This window comes from Paenibacillus sp. FSL K6-2862, assembly GCF_038005125.1.
GTDB classification, from domain to species: Bacteria; Bacillota; Bacilli; order Paenibacillales; family Paenibacillaceae; genus Paenibacillus; species Paenibacillus illinoisensis_A.
This window is the reverse complement of record NZ_JBBOSN010000001.1, coordinates 1148914-1168994: the sequence shown is the minus strand read 5'-3', so window position 1 is coordinate 1168994 and position 20081 is coordinate 1148914. Positions and strand designations below refer to the sequence as shown.

Sequence of the window (20081 nt, the reverse complement as noted above, 5' to 3'; positions counted from 1 at the left end):
TTTAGCCAAACAGCAGCTTTTGTACAACGGTAAGAGTTGAAAGAGATCAAAAGACAGACTACATAGGTCCGCATTGAAGTACATACTCAGGTGAATAAACCCAAGGAATTTGGACCATACCGTAGGGAGTTTAGAAGCAGGTCAAAAAGTTGCGAAAATAACGAATTTATTAGATAATTATCTGTCGATTGTGGTCGAATGAACGGATTAGAAGGGGGAACCTAATGATGAAAAATTACACATTTGATGAGCCGATTAATCGTCTCTCTACCGGTTCGGAAAAATGGGACGCACTTGAGGAAATCTTTGGCGTGGCGGATGCGCTCCCTATGTGGGTGGCTGATATGGATTTTGCCGCACCACCATCCGTTATCGAGGCATTGCAGGCAAGGATGGAACATGGCATTTTCGGTTACACCATGCGTACGGATGCATATCACGAAGCACTAAGAGGATGGATGGAACGACGCCACAACTGGAAAATCAACGATGATTGGGTTGTGTTTACACCTGGAATCGTTCCAGCCCTAAGCATTGCCGTTCAACGTTTTACGGCACCGGGTGATGCTGTTGTGATTCAAACTCCGGTCTACGCCCCCTTCTACGAAGTGGTACGTGGCCAGGACAGAGAATTGATGGCCAATCCTCTCCGTTTCGAAGACGGCCGCTATTCCATGGATCTGGATCATCTGGAATCCTGCCTGCAAACAGGCCGGGTAAAGATGCTCATCCTCTGCAGCCCTCATAATCCTGTTGGACGTGTATGGTCTCGCGAGGAGCTTGAAGGCCTTGCTGCCCTGTGCGTGCAATATAATGTACTTGTGGTGTCGGATGAAATCCATGCCGATCTTGTGCACCAACGCGGCACGCATACTCCGCTGTCCGAGGTCTCTGAAGCCATCGCTGACCTGAGCATCATCTGCACGGCACCAAGCAAAACATTCAATATTCCTGGCCTATGCACCTCCAATATCATCATTCCGAACGCCTCCTTGCGTGCATCCTTTGCCCAGGGCGTCAAAACGTTGGGCCTCGCCAGCATCAGCACACTGGGCGCAATTGCTGCAGAGGCTGCCTACAATGGAGCCGAACAATGGCTGGACGACTGCCTTGCCTATATTCGGGGAAACATGGAATACGTTCAGGAGTATGCCGCGAAGCACATGCCTGATGTTGGCATTGATTTGCCAGAAGCGACCTATCTGCTCTGGATGGACTTCAGCAAGCTGGGTGTTCCCCAGGAAGAACTTGTACGGCTGCTCCTGAACGAAGCAGGCCTTGCCTTTAACGACGGCACCGCCTTCGGATCGGAAGGCACGGGATACATGCGGATGAACGTCGCCTGTCCACGGTCCACCGTTGAAGAAGCCATGCGCAGATTATCCTCGATGGTCAATCAATTGAACAAACAAAACTAGTGTCTATAAAATAAGCCATCTTCCTCGATCAAGTCGAAGGAAGATGGCTTTTCTTATCATTACAGCTAGGTTACAGGCATGGGAATGATTCGGTCACTGAGTCTATTCAGCAGGTCCAGGTCATGACTGATCACAAGCAGCCCCAAATTACGCTGTCGCGCTGTTGTCATTACGGTATGCCAGATCTGGGCTTGCGTGATGGCATCCAGCATCGTTGTCATCTCATCCGCAATCAGGTAACGCGTTTCCTTGCCCAGTGCGCGGGCCACGCAGAAGCGCTGCAGCTCTCCACCAGACAATTCATCCGGTCTGCGATCCAGCCATTCAGGCTGAATACCCAGAGCATTCAGAATGGGATGCTCCGCCATCTCGGCTTCATCTAACACACGTCGCATTCGCCAGCGTGGGTTGACTGCTTTTTCCGGGTGCTGAAATACAAGTTGAACCGGACAGACTCCAGCTCGGGGAAGCGGCTTCCCGTCCATCAGCACTTTTCCTGCCATAGGTTCTGCATACCCTGCCAGGATGCGTCCCAGGCTCGTTTTGCCAGATCCACTGGGTCCCCACAATCCCACAACTTCTCCCTGCTCCAGCTTCAGGTTCAACTCCCGGAAAATCCAATGGTTCTTGTCGTATCCATAGCCGGCATTCCGTGCTTCAAGTGGCATGAATGCACCTCACTTCTCCGCCTCGCAGCTTCCTCAATTCAGGATATTGATCTGTACACGCAGGGGTCGCAGCAGTACAGCGGGGCGCAAACGGACAACCGCTTCCCCTCCGCTGATTCGCCAGCGGCTGAGAGCCCGGGATGGGCTGGAAACCATTTTGCGGCAAAGCATTCCACAGTGCACGTGTATAAGGATGTCTCAATCCATCTCCTGTGTCCGTAAAATCCATGACCTGCGCGATCTCCACACAGGAACCGGCATAGAATACAGCGATACGATCTGCTGCGGTCAGTGCCGAAGCAATGTCATGGGTAATCCACAGGATGCCTGCCCCCCGGTCAGCCATTTCCCGGAATTGCTTCAGCGTATCTGCCAGCACTTCGGGATGGATTCCCGGTGTCGGCTCATCGGCAATAATCAACTTGGGCTCACCAGAAGTCGCCGTTGCCATGAGTACCCGCCGAGCCATGCCACCGGAGAGTTCATATGGATACTTCTTGCTGGTTCCCTTGGGCAATTGATAACGATCCGTAAGTTCCCTCTCTGCCTTATGCATCTGTAACCTGGAGGATACCCAGCGCTCACCCGGCTTCCGGTGAACTGGCTGAACCTGCTTACCTACCTTGAGCAGCGGGTCCAGGTGAGTAACGGATTGGGGGATGTACACCAGTTCATCACCGCGCAGACGAAGCTGCCGCTCTCTCGTCAGCGGCTCTTCAGCATAACTGATCTGTCCCTCAAGTCTGGCACTGGCAGGAAGGATGCCCATGATTGCTTGTGCCAGCACGCTTTTGCCCGATCCGCTTGCCCCTACGACAGCGACAATCTCACCTTCGTTCACGGTCAGATCCAGATCCTGAATGACCTCGCTCTCCTCATGTGCAAACCAGCCACGAGCTCGTCTGAATGAAACGGAGACCCCTTTTACTTCAAGAAGAGCCATGGTTATCCTCCCTCCCTTGAACTACCTGTACCTGTCAACACTTTCAAACTGTTCCCGAGCACATCAAAGGCACGAACGACCAATAACAGCGCCAGCCCCGGGAAAAAGGCAAGCCACCACATGCCTGCGGACAGATATCTCATCGATTCTGACAAAATAATCCCAATGGCCGGCTGCTGCGGCGACAGCCCGAGCCCCAGAAACGTGATTGCAGCTTCATGCAGAATGGCATGAGGGAAGATCAGCAATGTACCCACGAACAACTGTGGAACCAAGTGAGGAAGCATGTGCTGTACAGCAATCCGAAACCGGGATTGGCCCAACCTGCGGGAAATATGAATATAATCTGCCGATTTCAGCTGAATCATCTCCGCACGAACAATCCGGGCCAGATTCGGCCAGTGCGTCAGGGCGATGGCTGCAGCCACACCAGCCAGACCCCCACCGAAGACAAAGGCCAGCATCACGAGCGACACCAGATGAGGTACACTCAGGAACAGATCGATTAGCCATGAAACCACCCTGTCGGCAAGCTTGCCTGAAGCAGCGATCAATCCCAGCACTAGCGCCACGATCCCTCCTCCGCACGCGGCAAGCAAACCAACCTGAATGCTGGTCGTCAATCCCTTCAGCGTACGCATGAACATGTCCCGTCCCAACCAGTCCGTACCGAAGGGATGTGCCCATAACGGGGCCAAATTCCGGTCTTTCAATGAAGTTAGCGTGGATTCTGCGGGGAGCACAAACCCAGCCAGCCATACGATAACAATCCAGCCGAGTGCCAAACTCCCCCAGATCAGGGCTCGTTTGCGCGGGTTGGCATAGCGCAGCTGCTTCTCGAAGCCAGACACTCCTGGAGACAATCCAGCTTGACGCCTCCACGGTTTACCGTGATTCTGTTTCTCCTCTTCATCAGATCCCCCTGTCCGCAGCCGCGGCACAGCACGAATGGGTCTGGAGGACTGCTCCATTTCCTGCTTCATGTTAACAGTTCCTCCTTCATCCGCGGATCAATGAACCGATAGAGAATGTCTGCCAGCAGATTGCCGGTAAAAACAAAGATCGTACTGCACAGTACAAGTCCGAGCAGCAGCGGCACATCCCCTCGCAGTCCAGCCTGAACGGTGGCCTGTCCCAGGCCCGGATAAGAAAATACCTGTTCTGCAAGAACAGCTCCTCCAAACAATTCACTGAATGAAGCAAACTGCAGCGTTAACGCGGGCAGCACGACATGTCTGAACCCATGCCTGCGAAACAGCTGCACGCCTCGTTCGCCCCTAGCTCTGGCGAAGAGTATATAGTCCGAATCCAGCACATCAAGCAGCTTCTGGCGGGTATGCAGAGCAATGGCTGCGACACCAGTCAGACTCAGGGTTAATGCAGGAAGAACCATATGAATAGCTCGATCTATCCATGTGACCTGATCGGCCGCCAGCCCTGCGGGAACACCCAGGCCAACCGGAAGCCAGCCCAGCCACACGCCGAACACCATAAGCAGCAGCAAGGCCATCCAGAATACCGGAGTGGAAGCCAGCGTATAGCAATACCAACAGATCAAGCGATCCAGCACGGATTCCCGTTTCATCGCTGCGACTACACCCAAGCTGAAGCCAATCAGACCGGATAAAACCCAGGCCACCGCCATAAGCGCAACAGAATTCAGGAATCGTTCCTGAATAATATCCGCAACCGGCTGTCTGTAGATCATCGACGTTCCCAGATCACCCTGGAGCAATGCCTGTCCCCAGGTGAATAAACGCTGGGCAGGCGGGTCATTCAATCCCCACCGCTCTTCAATAAGACTTCGCTGCTCAGCGCCCACTCTGATCATGTCTCCCCCGATGTAGGCCTCGATCGGGTCCACAGGCGAGAACTGCATCAATATAAAGGCCACCACGCTGACTCCTGCCAGCAGCGAAAGGAGTCGCAGCAGCTTCACCCCAACAAACCTTCCCCATTCAAGAATGCCTGTCATACCATCTCTCCTCAATTTCGGTCAGAACTCGCACTACATTGCCTACTTCGAGCTATCATCCCAGGACCATTCCTCCAGATTGGATGTCACCGGCCAGCCATGTCCATGCGGGTGAATCTGTTGTTCACCAATGTTCAGGCCATCCTTGACCAGATACAGGTGATCAATATTGACCAGCCATGCCCAAGGGGCGTCGCCCTGATAACTGAATCCCGTCGTCCCGTCCCACTCTGCCTTCTGCCAGAACGGAAGGGCTTCCTCTTCACTCGTAGCTTGGAGAGCCTGCTGCATCCAGCTATCCACCGCCGGGTTGGAATACAGCCCCACATTGTAGTATCCCTCCCCCTTGTGCGTGCTGCTATACAGATTGTAGGTTTCCAGCGGGTCATGACTTCCCCATCCGAATAACACGGCATTGGCGTAAGCCTGCTTTTTCGTCTCTTCACGGCTCTTGCCTTCCACATTGATTTTGATGCCAGCCTGGGCGGCCATATCCGCTGCAGCAAGGGCGATGGATTGTCTGGTCAGATCTCCTGCAAAATAGAGCAGGTTGAACTCGGCGTGCATACCGTTTTTCTCCACCACGCCATCACCGTCTGTATCTGTCCAGCCGTCAGCCGTCAGTATCCGCTGCGCTTCTTGAACATCCGCATCTGCGAATACAGCGTCCGGATTGCCCCATGGCAGATCATCACTGACTGAGTATGCAGGACGACCATGGCCCTCCAGCACGCCTTCAACCAATGCATTACGGTCAATGGCTACGTTCACCGCTTGGCGAATGGCCAGGTCGGACGTCACATCGTTCCCCGCAGGGAAACCATCAGCGGAAGTACCGCCCGCAGGCTGCATTGGGAACATGATTCCCCGGTTATCCACGGTTTTGACCGATTCCAGCGTCATGCCGCTCACCTTCTGCTTGCTGAATGCGGCGGGAATGGCTGCAATGTCGACTGAACCCGCTTGGGCTGCCGCAAAGGCTGCATCCTCGTCCAGATAGAGAAATGTCAGTTTGCGGAATGTAGACTTTTGACCGTAGTATTGCTCGTTTGCTTCAACAATGGCCTGTTGTCCCTTATCCCACTGCACCAGCTTGTACGGGCCGGAGCCGACAGGATGCTCAGCATAATCGGAGCCATAGGCATGTTCAGGCACAATTCCAAGTGTAGTCAGGATACTGATAAACGTGGATTGCGGAGACTTCAATGTAAACACAACCGTTGTTGAATCGGGAGCCTGCACTCCGGCCATATTTGTCAAATCAATCACCGATCCGCTGCTGGCCGCTGTTTCAAATGTGAACTTCACATCTTCCGCCGTCAGCGGTTCACCGTCCGAGAACTTCACGTCATCCCGTAGCAAAATGGTCCATGTGAGCCCGTCTTCACTAACGGAATGATCTGTTGCCAGGTCATTGACCAGATGCAGCTTGGCATCTCTTTTCAGCAGAGTACTCTGGAAAAGTGGCGAACCGTACTGCCCCCAGCCTGTTGTCGGATCAAACCCGCCTTCCGGCTCTGTCCCTACCGCAAGAACCAGCTCATCCCTCGGGTGAGAAGCTGCAAGTGCCTGGCTCTCTTGAATCGATGAGGCACCTTGCGTACATCCTGCGAGTCCAACTGCACACAATAGTAAAAGACTAAGCCCTGCCTGACTTGAACGTTTTTTCCATGAAATTCCGTGCATGCTTCCCTTTTCCCCCTTTTGAAATTGACCACTTGCTCTCCTCTAGAAGGTGCGGCAATTCTCCCCACCCAGATTCGTTCTAGTTCATATTCGTGTTACTATTTTTAGCAATTGTAGCACAATAACAAAAACACGTGTCAATAAAGTTAACTTCAGAATCCATATATTTTCATTTATAGAGATGTTCAGAAGAATTGGTCTGGAATTATGGAGTTTATCAAATTAATAAGTGAGAATAGGTGACAACAAAAAAGACTGTTGGTGAGGAACCAACAGTCTAATTGCATAAGGATATGAAGTTACAGGATGAAGAGCTATATATAGAGGGTTTCACTCAGAAGTTTACCAAATGGCATACTCCCAAAGCGTGGGCAATGAATTGAATAACTACTTTGCCAACTTCTCTGCGGATACACTTAATGCACTAATTGAGCCAAATACCCAAACAAAGGCTAGTAGATAAATCAGTTTTACTTGGTAATCCTCGTGAAAAATCAGAATACAGAAGAATAGAATAACTCCTGCAATCATTTGAATAGACATCATTGATCTTCTGAAGTAGATTGGAGCGAAAAAACATAGTATACCTGCTAGAAAGATAAACGGTTCTTCAGCCATGTGCCTGCACTCCCTTGCTTTTTTATGGGGAATACCTCTATTACCATATCATGGAGTTGAAGAATGGAAATATGAGATATATGGAAACAAGTTACCACGCTCAACTGCTTGTTAGTTCAACCGGCAGCTGCTCAAATTGAAACATCTTACAAAAAAATATCTGCAAACTCCCTTATGCTTTTACAATGGGTTCTAGCTACTATTATGATATTATAACAAGGTAATATGTTCCAGATCATGATATATTTTAATTATTAAATCATATAAGGAGAGCGCCATGAATCATACATAGTTGAGATCACCGAAATCAGAGAATGAATCCAGATACTAATTTTAAGGAGTTTACTATGCCTAATCAATTCGTAAAAAGTTTAATTGTTTTGTGTTTGATGATTTTAGTAATACCGACAACAACCATTTTGGCAGCTCCACTCGTTAAGGATCCCGTTTTGGCACAAGTCATTCGAGCAGATTTGAAGCTATCGGGTAAAAAAGAACTGAAAGCAAGCCATTTAAAAAAATTAAAATCCTTGTATTCAATGGATGCAAAAAGTAAGATTTCAAGTCTGCAAGGACTTGAGTATGCAGTTAACGTAGTGGAATTAGTCCTACCCGGCCATAAAATCAAAAATATAAAACCAATTTCCAAGCTGACAAAAATAAATCTATTGGCTTTAGACGGAAATCAAATTACAGATCTATCTCCACTTACAGGATTACGCAATTTGGAAAGTTTATTGATTAGCGATAACCAAATAAGAAGTCTAGAACCTTTGAAAAATTTACGCAATCTTACAAGTTTGCTTGCCAGCGGTAATCAGGTATCGGACTTAAGACCACTTCAGAAGACGAATCTTGAATGGATCATTATGGACCATAATCGGATTCAGGATTTGACACCATTAAAGAACCATCCAACTTTACAATATCTTTATCTGCAAGATAACCTCATTCAGGATATTGCTGTGCTTGAAACGATTCCTCATTTAACCGAGGTATATCTGGGCAATAACCCGCTGAATGAGCATGCGAAGCAGGTCGTAAAAAATTTAGAGAAGAACGGAGTCATTGTAAGCCTGGAGATCGATGAAACAGATGAATCTTAATAAATCACATACAGTACAAATAAGGCCGTTATATATTAACGACCTTATTTTTTATGGCAAAATCACTTAAGTCACATGAGCGTATTTCCACTCGTTATTGCATCTCTTCACTACCTCCTCAATTAAGGTAGGATGATGTCAGCTCTCGCAGATTCTTTTTTAGAAAAAAATGAATTTTTCCTAATCACAAAGATCATGCCATAAACCTCACACTAATTACCGATGAGTTTACAAAAAAATAAAAAGAGAACCGAACCTTTTTCCGAAAGAGAGACAATATAGTGTGTAAGCTGCTTACTCAGGAGGGCCCTCTGAATGGAAAGTGAATATATGTATCAATTACTCACAAAAATGAAAGATGGTGATGAACAGGCGTTTCATACGATGTATGATGCCACTTATCAGGACGTCTATCGGACCGTTAGCTTTCTGGTGGATCATCAGCAGGATCGGGAAGATGTCATGAATGAGATTTATATGCAAATGTGGACCTCACTGGCCAACTACGATACGAGTAGACCTTTTCACTTCTGGTTGCATGGCTTGGTGATCCGTCAAGTGCAGAGATTTCGGGTCAAGAGCTGGCGGAGATTCCGAATTTTCGAACGAATCTGTTCCTTCTCTCGGGAAGAACCTCATTGGGATCAACCTGCGGTGTTGACAGGTGGGACGAACGACATGATATCGCAGGCCATTAAGAAACTGACCGACAAACAGCGAACGGTGATTATCCTCCGCTTTTTTCATGACTATACGCTCGAGGAAACCGCGACTTTGCTCGATATTCCATTGGGAACAGTCAAGTCGAGATATCATGCTGGCCTGCAGGCGCTTCGAAAAAACATTTGGAATCTCCCCCCAGAAAGGATGGAAAAGATCAATGACTATTGAACGCAAAATCCGTGAACATCTGCACAAAGAAGCCGAAACGGTGGGGTGCCCACCGGCCATTTCCAATCGAATAGAACAATCCTATTCTCAATATTTGCAACGAAAAAGGAGCGGAAGACCCATGAAAAAACGATTGATTGGTGGAATTGTTGCTGTTGCTATTTTGATTCCAAGTGCAGCATTTGCGGCACCTACCTTGATTGATATGCTTACCAGAACACCATTGACTGCTGAGCAAGTCAAGGAGAATGAGGCTGGCAAAGCAGCACTTGAAAAGCTGTACAGCGCATTTCCCGAAACAAAGGCGTTTGAGATCATCGATGCAAGCAACGTTCAAGGTGTTCAAACAAGCATCATCCTGCAGGAAAAGGGAGGAACAGGAAAAAAGATTACACTTCATACAAACGGCATTACCGGTGCGATTGAACACGTGATTCAAGAGAATTGGGAGCCTAAGGAGAAGCCGCTCACTGCTCTAACCGATCAGGAAATCATATCGAAGGTAGATTCTCTCATTGATAAATTGTATGGTAACATCGAACAGTACGAGTTTTCTATGGAGCAAATGGAGAACCCGAATCAAAAAACATTTATATTGAATTACAGCACAAAGGGATCAACAACACCGTTCTACCAGGTATTTGTTCAGGGCAATTCCATTAGTGTCTCTCTGATCGGAGTTGAGACTACACCTTCAAGCAAGGTAGAAGGTTTCTTCTCTTCAAATGGTAAACCAGATTATTTTGCTGATGACTATCTAAATGATGAAAAACTGTTTGCTTTACTTGAAATCAGCCCAGAAGAATTAAAACAAGAACTAGCAAAGGGTAAATCTGTTGTGGAGATTGCAGCATCCAGAAATGTCTCAAAACAACAAGTGATTGACGTCATTGCAAAAACGCAGATTGACGGACAGATACAAGGCGAAAAAAATGGCGATGTTCCAAAAATCAATCGTTCAAATGAACAAATGTTAAAAGCTGTTGAACCCAAAGTATTACAAGTGATTGAGCACAAAACTGAAACGCCATCAAAGTAATAATCCCACTAACTAGCGAGGATGTACCCGTTAATATCGAGTGGATAAAAAGTAATAAGAGGCCGGTATCCTTAGCATCCAGGAAACCGGCCGTTTTTAGGTCAAACAGGGCTTGGCGTATCAAATTCGCAGCTTGTTGGTTACATGCTATGATAAGCAAGTGATTTTTCAGCTCAACTATTTATTGAACTCATTAACTGGAAGAAGTATTCAGGTTTATGAGTCTTATTTAGGTTGTACCATGAATGTAATGTATCTGGTGCAAATACATCTAATTTTTTCAGTACTTCCACCGCAAATTCCAGCGGAGCTATTCCTGATGCAGTAACTACATTCGTATCAGATACCGCAGATCCCATCTCATAGAACTTTTCTCCTTTATAATGAGGACATACCATTTTAGTGTATTCCAAATTATTAGTTGTATGCTTTCTGGTATCTAAGTATCCCCTATTCGCAAGGGCCTCCGTTGCACCACAAATGGCAGCAACAATAGTACCAAGCTCTAAAGCTTGGCCAATTCTTTCCAAGATAGGCTGATGAATTTCTTCATCCCAGGTCGTCCCTCCTGGCAAAATTAAAAGATCCTTACGCTCAAGAGTACATTCATCAAGGGAAATATCTGGTTTTATGCTCAGTCCTCCCATCGTAGTAATCATTTCTTTATTAGCTCCTACTGTAATTACTTTTATAGGCGCTACTTCTTTTTTGAAGTATCTCCCTGAATTTAGTTCAGCAACTAAATACCCATATTCCCAGTCCGACATCGTATTAAATACATATAGAAAAACGTTTTTGGTTTGCATCCATTAACACTCCAATCCCAATTGATATAGCCAACTGTAACATGACTTCACTGACACCTAGCGTCAGGGAAGTCATCAATTTTGATGAAAGTTTATTAACTCAGACAAAACTTCAATTATTCTTTTCTTAAGACTTATTGGCTCAACAATTCGAATAGATTTACCGTATGATAAAAGGAAATAAGGTACATATGTATGTAACATATCTTTCTCAAAATGAAATACGGCTTGATGAGAAGTCCGCTCTTGTAAATAATGTCCTAAAAACCAATGTTGGCAGATATCAGCTAATACACTTGTATCCCCATGAATAACCAAAGAAATAATCTCTTCCTTATCTTCTATAGTTGGAAGAAAGTTTTTCATAAAAAAGGCACGTGCTGAAAAATGTTCTGGCTGGTCAAACTTATTTTCGGTTAGCATTAGATCTTCAATTCGATCTACTCTAAAACTACGGATATCACTCCTAAGATGACAAAATCCAATCACATACCACTTATTATTCCAATAGATAAGTCTGTACGGATCAACCAATCTATCATGTATTTGCTTTCCGCCACTTTTATGGTGGAGAATTTTTACTGAGTATCCGTCTGCTACGGCCTGCTCCAACTCCTTCAAAAAAGGCTGCCTAGAGGGTGAACTTAATCGACTTATGACTTCAAGACTAGTTAAATGTTGGTTTATCTTGGTTTCCTGCTCTTGATTTGAGTATTTACTTAGTTTTGAAATGGCCCTATTTAATGCTTCACCTCCATAATATCCGGCTTCTTCTGCAAAAACTGCAGCATGAAATAGTGAAGTTTGCTCCTCAAAATCAAAAAAAAGAGGAGCCTCAATAAAATGGTTCATTAAAGTGTATCCACCATTATGTCCTGGTTCTGAAATGATAGGTACGCCACTGGTTGAAATGGTATCGATATAACGATACACAGTCCTTATATTCATCTCTAACTTTTCTGAAATTTGTTTTGCTGTAATTTTTTCACCTGATCGAAGCATCCATAGAATGGCTAGCATGTTGTCTATTTTAGGCATGTAATTCCACCCCTACATAAATTTTCTTGTTAGTTTAAACCATGTTCTCCAGAGAGCTATTGAATAAGGATAACGAGTATTCCTTTTGAGAGATCAAATTTTGGGTGATCCGCTTTATGACCTCTTTATCGCGGAGCTCCAGAAAATCTGGGATCAACAAATCCGCAGGTGCTATCCATTTCGAATCAATGATCTCCGCTTTATCTAACTGAAGAGAACCACCGATGATTTCACCAATAAAATGAAATAAAATAACCTGATGATTTGTACTACTCATGAAATTGTAAATGCCTGTAGTGGCTGTAAGTTTAACATCGTACCCGGTTTCCTCCTTTGCTTCTCGGCGTGCCGCCTCTAGAATATCTTCATGATATTCGATTCTCCCTGACGGGAAGTTCCACGTATTCCTAACCGTTGCTTTGTTTTCCTTGATCATAAGCAGCTTATCTTCATGTATTATCGAAACACTTACAACCAAGACAATCCCGTTTTGAGTCACGCTGAAAAACCTCCATAATTAGAAAATCAATCTACCATCATCCGTACTTACCTTTCGATCTTACCTTCCGGTCCCCAATGTTCTCGAAGTAAGAAAAAATATATCAAGCGGTCTCTTAATTCTGTTTCTCGTATAAAATTTAGTTTTCGAAGCAATCTAATTGATCTTTTATTATCCTGCTCAACCGTGGCTTCAACCGATCTGTAACGACGTAAGGAAATATCATGGACAATCTAAGGACCTCCGTTAAATCAATTTTACCAATATTTAGACTAACACATCATGCAGCTATTCTGCTTAATAGCTTTAGGAAGATTGATAATGGATGAACTGACCCTGTGTTTAATCCACACCGCTTGTTTAGGGTCTGAATATTACTGTATTTAGCTTAATGAAAACTACCGCTAGAGTATGAGGTCATAGAAGGTGGGATGGGAAAAATGGCTATTTTATCAACTGGGCCGATTGAAAACAATCCCGTTTCCGGGGTTAGACCCACACAACAGGTTACGATTAGGTTGGTCAGTCGTGCTGCGGACTCTCTAACTGTATCTGTCCAGGGGTATGTGCTTAGCACAACAAGAACACTGTATGTGAGCGAAGTAATCAGTATCACCCCTAACGAAGCAGTGACCAGGAATTATTTTGCGGATTTAGATGCTTATGAGTTTGTTTTTGAAACAAGCACGGAAGGTGCAGAGCAAGTAGGGATTTCAGTGTGGGGCAAACAAGCCTCCGGACAATTGGTTGATGCCCATCGAGTAGTAGAGCACGAAAAAAACAGTTAAGAAACGTCTGGCAGATAAATCTGCTCAAAAGAAGGAGATGTGGCGATGAGCTTTTTATCGACAGGGCCAATAGAAAATAACGCTGTGAATGGTGTAAGACCGACTCAGACAGTTACCATCAGAATCGATAACCGCAGCGATGTGACAGCATCATCCGTACAAATACAGGGATATTACATGAATGGTGGATTGAGAGTTCTGTATGTCAGTGAGTCTTTTGACATCGCACCCAATCAAGTGGTAACCAACAATTATTTTGCCAACTTTGATGCATTCGAGTTTACCTTTACAACAACCACGACGGTTAATGATCCTATTCAGGTATCCGTCTGGGGTAAGAGCAGCACAGGCTCTTTAGTAACAGCCCATCGCTTGGTCTCTTCCGAATTGCTCGGTGATATTCCAGGCATCACCGGAGTCACAGGCGCAACAGGAGCTCCTGGGTCTACTGGTGTGACAGGCGCAACGGGCTCTCCGGGCACAACCGGTGTCACAGGTGCGACGGGCTCTCCTGGGTCTACCGGAGTAACGGGGGCAACGGGGGCAACCGGAGTAACAGGTGCAACAGGGGCTCCGGGGGCTACCGGTGTCACAGGCGCAACGGGCTCTCCGGGGGCTACCGGTGTCACAGGTGCAACGGGCTCTCCGGGGGCCACCGGTGTCACAGGTGCAACGGGGGCTCCGGGCACAACCGGTGTCACAGGCGCGACGGGAGCTCCGGGGGCTACTGGTGTCACAGGCGCAACGGGCTCTCCTGGTTCCACCGGTGAGACGGGCGCAACGGGGGCTCCGGGCACAACCGGAGTAACGGGGGCAACGGGCTCTCCGGGCACAACTGGTGTCACAGGCGCGACGGGAGCTCCGGGGTCTACTGGTGTCACAGGCGCAACGGGCTCTCCTGGTTCCACTGGTGAGACGGGCGCAACGGGGGCTCCGGGCACAACCGGAGTAACAGGCGCGACGGGAGCTCCGGGCACAACCGGTGTCACCGGAGCTACTGGAACAGCTGGTGCGGGCGCTATCATTCCTTATGCATCCGGACTTCCAGTTGCGCTGACTACCGTATTAGGGGGACTTTTGAATACCTCCAGTTTAGTTGGATTTGGCAACAGTGCTTCAGGTGTAAGTGTCAACGGAGGAATCATTGATCTAACAGGCGCTGCAGGCACCTTGCTAAACTTTGCTTTCTCCGCATCCCATGCAGGAACGATTACTTCACTGGCCGCTTATTTCAGTACGACAGCTGGACTAAGCTTGGTTGGATCCACAATAACCATCACTGCACAACTATTCAGATCTACTACACCAAATAACTCCTTTACGGCCGTACCAGGTGCTGTAGTAACATTGACGCCTTCATTGACCGGTGTCTTGGCACTCGGAACAATATCCAGCGGATTGACAACAGGACTGAGCATTCCGGTAGCTGCCGGTGACCGCCTGCTTATGGTGTTCTCGGCATCAGTAACAGCGGGAATTGATGTGGCTACAACTTTGGCGGGATATGCAAGCGGCGGACTTAGCATCACATAACGTGGATTTCAATTTCATAACAGATCAAGATAAAGAGACCCCTCGCTGACCATGGCGGGAGGTCTTTATCTATTTAAGAGCACATGCGGCCTTTTTGCCCGCTTGCTGAACAAAAGCAGCCGATCAAATGGATCAGCTGCTTACTACATATTTATTCAGTTATCGTTTCTTGTTAGCTTAACAAACCCTATAATAATTTAGACATAAAATACTGGTCAAAAGGTTTGTCATTTATCAATAGTGAGTTTCTTTTTATTCCTTCTATCTCGTTTATGATTTCTAAGAATTGACCCACTTCCTTGGATGGATGTAATGGATATATTAAACCATATGGAACTGCGAAATCTAAATCACTAGGGATCGTCACCAAGGATGGATGAATATCTGCCCACGCCTCCAACGTTAACATAACTGTATTACTTTCCTCACAGCGATTAAACACATCAAGATCATAGAGACGCGGAACATCTTTTATTTGTATTTGAGGATGTTCCGTTTTCAGGAAATCACGTAGGTCATGAATGACGGCACTATTCCCACCATTCACTACAGCCAATCTTTCCCCATACAAATCTTTGACAGAAAGTGTTTTTCTTGAAGCCAGCTTATGTTGCCGAGATACGGCAAAGCAAACGCGGTAACTCCCCAGTTCAAGTACACGGTAGTAATCTTTCAAATTATCTGTAAGAAATGGCCCCGCAATGATATCGAGTGATTGGCCAATCATGCGGTAAGTGGTTGGGAGTGTATGTGCGTCATCTTCGAAATGAACGATGTTTATACCGAATTGAGGGTATCGGTCGCTAATCCCATTCCACAAATCAATTAAAACCTTACAGGGATTAAGCATAGAAGTACCCACCCGAACAACATGCCGATCGACCCGTGCAGAGTGATGCATGCGAATAAGAGATTCTTGAAAATACTGCAGCATATGTTCCGCATCTCTGATAAAAGCTGTTCCTGCCTTTGTGAGGCTAACACCGTGGTTGGTACGGATAAAAAGTGGGACTCCGGTTTGCTTTTCTAACAAATTCATTTGTTTCATCACAGCGGTTGAAGAGATAAAAAGCTTTTCGGCTGCCTTAGAAAAACTTCCGGACTCCGCCACTTGAACAAACGTCTTTAATTGCTCAATCATTCAGGCAGGCTCCTCCTTTTGCATAAACCATAAGTTAATACCATGCTAACTTATTTGAAATTCCGTATCAACCTGCTAAACCGTAACATTATAGAAGAACGAAAGAGAAAACAGAAGCTTTAAAAATACTACACACAAGAATTGTATTGGAGGATAATACTATGGAAAACAAAGTCTGGTTCATTACAGGAGCCTCTCGCGGATTAGGGCGCATTTGGGCGGAGGCTGCACTCTCTCGCGGGGATAAGGTCGCCGCGACTGCTCGAACACCCGAAAACATCGCCGATCTTAAGGAACGTTTTGGAGACGCTGTTCTCCCCCTAGCGCTCGATGTAACAGATTCCCAGCAGGTCGAGCATGTCGTTCAGCAGGCTCATGCGCATTTCGGTAGGCTGGACGTCGTCCTAAACAACGCCGGTTACACCCTGGTTGGCACGACTGAAGAGGCTGACGAATCCGACGTCCGCGAACTATTTGACACCAATTACTTTGGTACGCTTCGTGTGATCCAAGCTGCCCTGCCTCTGCTTCGACTACAGGGCAGCGGGCATATTCTCGGCGTCTCAAGTGCCATGGGGATTGTTGCAGCTCCGCTCATCGGCTTCTATTGCGCGTCCAAATGGGCATTCGAAGCATTGCACGATAGCCTCGCTCAGGAGGTTAAAAGCTTCGGCATTAAGGTCACGTTGCTCGAGCCGGGCGCCTTTGCAACTGACTTTGGAAGCCCCCTTTCCATGAAGACATCACAGGGATTGGAGGTCTACGCTGAACTTCGAGATAGGGTGTCCCTTCGTTTATCGACAGAGGAACGAGGCGATCCGAATGCGACGGCCGATGCGATTCTTCGAATCATTGACGCCGAGGAGCCACCTCTGCGCTTTGCTGTCGGCGCTGGGGTCTTGCCTTTGGTACGCGGAGTCTATGCAGATCGTTTAGCCACTTGGGAGACATGGGAAACTGTTTCGAACGGAGCACAAGGAACACCGAAAAGCCATCGTTAGATTTGGAATTAGCAAAAGGTAAAGAGACAAGGGGCAGCTGCCGACAAGGCAGTCTGCCCCTTGTTTCTTTACGTTACTTCCAAGTGAGCCGATACGTAGACTTCAATTCAACTAACCTGCCCGTTAGTTGAACAAAAGCAGCCGATCATATTGATCAGCTGCTTCCTTGGTTTTATGAGCTCTCGTTTTTACGTTAGTTGAATACTAAATGCAAGACGGGTCCCTGTTTTCATTATTAAGGCTTGACCGTTTCGTTAATCTTCTCGAAATACGGGGACAGCTTGGAGGCTAGTTGCTCAAATTGCTGCTGCTCTTTTGGGGTCAATTGCTCCTCATGACTGACCCCATTTTCATCAGTGATCTTCAGTTTTAATACCATCAACTGCTTTGTCAGTTCCATATATTCTTTAAACTCATCTTCCGTAAGCTTGCCTTTTGCTGCCTGAAGCATCCCTTCAATCTCTTGATAGTCTTCTTGTGTACCCCCTTTCTGTTCAATAGTCGAAGAAGAACCAAAAATATCATCGGCCAAATAGGAAGCAGCAAATGCTGCTGACGGAATGAGGATTGCTACTGCAGCAATACCGGCGATTATGCGTTTTTTCATTGGAGATCTACCTCTCTTCTCATTTACATAGTGTTGATAGGACTGTCGTACACGTCCATACAACTCGGGTGGGCAATGCATCGAATCCGCCACCTGTCGAAGCTCCTCACTCAACTCCTTGTCAATGGACATATGCGTCTCCTCCCGTCATTTCATATCGTTTCCGAAGTTCTTTCCGTGCTAGATGATGCCTGGATTTAACTGTGCCAACGGGGATCTGCAACATGTCCGCAATGTCTTCCAAGGTATAATCGTGAAAATAGCGCAGGATGACGACCACACGTAGTTTGTACGATAACTGGCGGACAAGGCTAAAGAGCTCATGCTGCGTTTCGGACTGCAAGACTACTTTATCCGTCCAGTCGAACTGTTGTTCACAAGTCATCTGGCGATTTCGTTCAAAAAGGCGAATTCGCCTCCAGGTCTTTCTTTTCCAATCCTGTACAAGATGGACAGTGATCCCGTGCAACCAAAACCGGAACGGTCGGTTAGCGTCGTATTTCTGATATGACCGCCACATGTGCATGTATACTTCATTCACAATTTCCTCAATGTCCTGTTTGTTGTAGACCAGAAAAGCAACGGTCCGATAGACATCTTGGTGAGTCTCCTGATAGACCAGCTGGAAAGCTGACTCATCGCCAAGTATTGCTTTTTCAAGCCATTGAATTAACTCTTTATCATTCATGGGGGCCCCTCCTGAACGTGATACAAATCTTAATTCGCTCCCGTGCGGGAAAAGGTTCAGTAGAAGAATAAAACTTTCTCAATAAAAAAACAGTCGATCCTAATGACCAACTGCCTCTCTATTTATATTAATCTAAAGTTTCCCGTTAGCAGAATACCTAATTTTCAATCCAATCATTGAAATGATCTGCAACAAATCGAATTTCGCTCTCATAGTGAGCCAAGTGTCCTTCATCCACCATTTTTTGAAAGGCCAAATTCCCTTCCGCAGCACCATTCCTCAACGTATCACACATCGTTGTCAATCGTTGAATAATCCACTGACACAGTTCATTAGGGACGGGAATTCCATATGATTCAAAAAACAAATGGATCCGCCGACTTCGCTCTCTAGAGTGCAAATTCGATTGGTATACTACCGTTTTTTCCGAGGTATGGTTAGGCTGGAAACTGGCAAGTGGAACCGATGTATAAAGGGTATACGCAATGTCCCACATGCGGGGACCGGGGCCAGCCATGTCAAAATCAATCAGCGCTACAGGGTTCTCACTTTGAAAGACAACGTTGTACAACGCAGCGTCATTATGGCATATCACTTCGTGCTCACGATCGTTGACATAACTAAGCTGCCACTCGCCATTAGCCAAGAGAGTTGATCCTTCAGTCGCATCATGAAAACGGCGTAAGAGACATGCTAAACCCACAAGCGTTTCATCTGACCACATGTAAGCTTCAAGTTCAGGATACTCATTTCCTGGAACTTCCCCTGGAATGAATGATAATATTTCACGGTCAGAGTCGTCGATTCCGAGAAATCTTGGTGCCCCCTCAAATCCTTGCTTCTCTAAATGTTTGAGCAACTCATGAACACTCGCACTCCAATAACCAGTGGGACGGAGAACCATATTCTCCTTTCGTATAATGTGATTCACATTTCCACCTTTCAATACTTCTTCCTGAGTCACTTTGTCTCCCCCTTTTTATTATTTTTTTCAAAGCCACCACACTTAGATAGATTTGGTTGAATATCTTTTTATTCTTTATATCTTATAAGGAACCTTCTATATAGGCCGAGTACTTCAAAACATTCATTTTCACCTTATTCTCTAACATCCTCGTTCATTGACATTAATCCGAATTCGGAATAAAATACTTATTACTTTCATTCCGAATTCGGATTATATCTAAGGAGGCTTGTTATGAATAACGAAGGTCGTAATGAAATACGCCGATTGATGATTGCAGTAAACCGAATTGATGAACTTTATTACCGGGCACTGCGCTCACTCAAAGTTAAAGACAACACATTCGTATTGTTTTATGCGATTTCTGATGGAATGTCTCACTCCCAGAAACGAATTTGCGAAGAATGGCTTATCCCGCGTACAACATTAAACACGATAGTGAAGGAATGTATACATTTGGGTTACATTCAACTTGTTTCTCAAGGGAACAAAGAAAAAGAAATTGTTTTAACGGACAGCGGAAAAGCTTTTGCAGCAAGTATCTTGACGCCAATCTTTGCCGCCGAAGAAAAAGCGATGGAGCCGCTTTTGGGAAAGGGTCTCGTTGAACAGTTGGAATGTTTTACGGAACGACTACAATTGGAATTTCAGCAAATGAAGGAGTAAATCATT

The 20081-nt window shown here is 46.3% G+C and carries 21 protein-coding genes; 8 read left to right on the top strand and 13 right to left on the bottom strand.

The features are described 5' to 3' along the window. The first annotated feature begins 227 nt into the window (after positions 1-227). On the top strand, positions 228-1418 hold the full coding sequence (locus MHB82_RS05285) for a MalY/PatB family protein (protein ID WP_341174061.1): 1191 nt from the start codon (positions 228-230) through the stop codon (positions 1416-1418). A 65-nt stretch (positions 1419-1483) separates the two neighbouring features. Here the strand turns inward: MHB82_RS05285 and MHB82_RS05280 are convergent, their stop codons facing one another. The 6 genes from MHB82_RS05280 to MHB82_RS05255 all read right to left on the bottom strand — a co-directional run bounded on the left by MHB82_RS05280 (position 1484) and on the right by MHB82_RS05255 (position 7308). Continuing rightward, positions 1484-2086 carry an ABC transporter ATP-binding protein gene (locus MHB82_RS05280; RefSeq protein WP_341174060.1) on the bottom strand — a complete coding sequence of 201 codons (603 nt, stop codon included), beginning with the start codon at positions 2084-2086 and terminating at the stop codon, positions 1484-1486. Continuing rightward, positions 2076-3029 carry an ABC transporter ATP-binding protein gene (locus MHB82_RS05275; RefSeq protein ID WP_341174059.1) on the bottom strand — a complete coding sequence of 318 codons (954 nt, stop codon included), beginning with the start codon at positions 3027-3029 and terminating at the stop codon, positions 2076-2078. Before MHB82_RS05275 ends, MHB82_RS05280 begins: the two co-directional genes overlap by 11 nt. 2 nt (positions 3030-3031) lie before the next feature. Further along, on the bottom strand, positions 3032-4012 hold the full coding sequence (locus tag MHB82_RS05270; RefSeq protein WP_341174058.1) for an ABC transporter permease: 981 nt from the start codon (positions 4010-4012) through the stop codon (positions 3032-3034). Continuing rightward, on the bottom strand, positions 4009-5004 hold the full coding sequence (locus MHB82_RS05265) for an ABC transporter permease (protein ID WP_341174057.1): 996 nt from the start codon (positions 5002-5004) through the stop codon (positions 4009-4011). Before MHB82_RS05265 ends, MHB82_RS05270 begins: the two co-directional genes overlap by 4 nt. Positions 5005-5046: 42 nt before the next feature. Beyond that, positions 5047-6690 (bottom strand): ABC transporter substrate-binding protein, encoded by a 1644-nt coding sequence (locus MHB82_RS05260; protein ID WP_341174056.1) that lies wholly within the window; start codon positions 6688-6690, stop codon positions 5047-5049. A 387-nt stretch (positions 6691-7077) separates the two neighbouring features. Further along, positions 7078-7308 (bottom strand): hypothetical protein, encoded by a 231-nt coding sequence (locus MHB82_RS05255; RefSeq protein WP_095360833.1) that lies wholly within the window; start codon positions 7306-7308, stop codon positions 7078-7080. A gap of 347 nt (positions 7309-7655) precedes the next feature. Between MHB82_RS05255 and MHB82_RS05250 the strand changes: the two genes are divergently transcribed. The 3 genes from MHB82_RS05250 to MHB82_RS05240 all read left to right on the top strand — a co-directional run bounded on the left by MHB82_RS05250 (position 7656) and on the right by MHB82_RS05240 (position 10344). Next, positions 7656-8414 (top strand): leucine-rich repeat domain-containing protein, encoded by a 759-nt coding sequence (locus MHB82_RS05250; RefSeq protein ID WP_341174055.1) that lies wholly within the window; start codon positions 7656-7658, stop codon positions 8412-8414. A 315-nt stretch (positions 8415-8729) separates the two neighbouring features. Then, a complete protein-coding gene (locus MHB82_RS05245) occupies positions 8730-9305 on the top strand; it encodes a sigma-70 family RNA polymerase sigma factor (protein WP_341174054.1) in 576 nt (191 codons plus the stop codon). Beyond that, positions 9295-10344 carry a hypothetical protein gene (locus tag MHB82_RS05240; protein ID WP_341174053.1) on the top strand — a complete coding sequence of 350 codons (1050 nt, stop codon included), beginning with the start codon at positions 9295-9297 and terminating at the stop codon, positions 10342-10344. Before MHB82_RS05245 ends, MHB82_RS05240 begins: the two co-directional genes overlap by 11 nt. A gap of 173 nt (positions 10345-10517) precedes the next feature. Here the strand turns inward: MHB82_RS05240 and MHB82_RS05235 are convergent, their stop codons facing one another. The 3 genes from MHB82_RS05235 to MHB82_RS05225 all read right to left on the bottom strand — a co-directional run bounded on the left by MHB82_RS05235 (position 10518) and on the right by MHB82_RS05225 (position 12687). Beyond that, positions 10518-11150, bottom strand: a complete 633-nt coding sequence (locus MHB82_RS05235) for a type 1 glutamine amidotransferase family protein (protein ID WP_341174052.1) — start codon at positions 11148-11150, stop codon at positions 10518-10520. A gap of 75 nt (positions 11151-11225) precedes the next feature. Then, on the bottom strand, positions 11226-12188 hold the full coding sequence (locus tag MHB82_RS05230; protein WP_341174051.1) for a helix-turn-helix transcriptional regulator: 963 nt from the start codon (positions 12186-12188) through the stop codon (positions 11226-11228). 34 nt (positions 12189-12222) lie between these two features. Beyond that, positions 12223-12687 carry an NUDIX hydrolase gene (locus tag MHB82_RS05225; RefSeq protein ID WP_341174050.1) on the bottom strand — a complete coding sequence of 155 codons (465 nt, stop codon included), beginning with the start codon at positions 12685-12687 and terminating at the stop codon, positions 12223-12225. 440 nt (positions 12688-13127) lie between these two features. Between MHB82_RS05225 and MHB82_RS05220 the strand changes: the two genes are divergently transcribed. Both MHB82_RS05220 and MHB82_RS05215 read left to right on the top strand, forming a co-directional pair. Next, positions 13128-13475, top strand: a complete 348-nt coding sequence (locus MHB82_RS05220; protein ID WP_341174049.1) for a hypothetical protein — start codon at positions 13128-13130, stop codon at positions 13473-13475. A 45-nt stretch (positions 13476-13520) separates the two neighbouring features. Further along, the gene (locus MHB82_RS05215) at positions 13521-15008 is read left to right on the top strand and encodes an exosporium glycoprotein BclB-related protein (RefSeq protein WP_341174048.1); all 1488 of its coding nucleotides are present in this window, start codon (positions 13521-13523) and stop codon (positions 15006-15008) included. Between the two features lie 187 nt (positions 15009-15195). Here the strand turns inward: MHB82_RS05215 and MHB82_RS05210 are convergent, their stop codons facing one another. Further along, on the bottom strand, positions 15196-16149 hold the full coding sequence (locus tag MHB82_RS05210; RefSeq protein ID WP_341174047.1) for a LysR family transcriptional regulator: 954 nt from the start codon (positions 16147-16149) through the stop codon (positions 15196-15198). Positions 16150-16310: 161 nt separating this feature from the next. Here MHB82_RS05210 and MHB82_RS05205 point away from each other — a divergent pair, with 161 nt between their 5' ends. Continuing rightward, on the top strand, positions 16311-17150 hold the full coding sequence (locus MHB82_RS05205) for an SDR family NAD(P)-dependent oxidoreductase (protein WP_341174046.1): 840 nt from the start codon (positions 16311-16313) through the stop codon (positions 17148-17150). Between the two features lie 235 nt (positions 17151-17385). Here MHB82_RS05205 and MHB82_RS05200 read toward each other — a convergent pair whose 3' ends face one another. The 3 genes from MHB82_RS05200 to MHB82_RS05190 form a co-directional block, all read right to left on the bottom strand. After that, positions 17386-17889 carry a DUF3600 domain-containing protein gene (locus MHB82_RS05200; protein WP_341174045.1) on the bottom strand — a complete coding sequence of 168 codons (504 nt, stop codon included), beginning with the start codon at positions 17887-17889 and terminating at the stop codon, positions 17386-17388. Next, positions 17879-18445: a sigma-70 family RNA polymerase sigma factor gene (locus MHB82_RS05195; protein WP_095360891.1), complete on the bottom strand. Its 567-nt coding sequence runs from the start codon at positions 18443-18445 to the stop codon at positions 17879-17881. The genes MHB82_RS05200 and MHB82_RS05195 overlap by 11 nt, the downstream gene beginning before the upstream one ends. Positions 18446-18602: 157 nt before the next feature. Further along, complete coding sequence (locus MHB82_RS05190; protein WP_341174044.1) at positions 18603-19409, bottom strand: aminoglycoside phosphotransferase family protein; 807 nt, start codon at positions 19407-19409, stop codon at positions 18603-18605. Positions 19410-19643: 234 nt separating this feature from the next. On the opposite strand from MHB82_RS05190, the gene MHB82_RS05185 reads away from it, so the two are divergent. Beyond that, complete coding sequence (locus MHB82_RS05185; RefSeq protein WP_341174043.1) at positions 19644-20075, top strand: MarR family winged helix-turn-helix transcriptional regulator; 432 nt, start codon at positions 19644-19646, stop codon at positions 20073-20075. Positions 20076-20081: the final 6 nt, after the last annotated feature.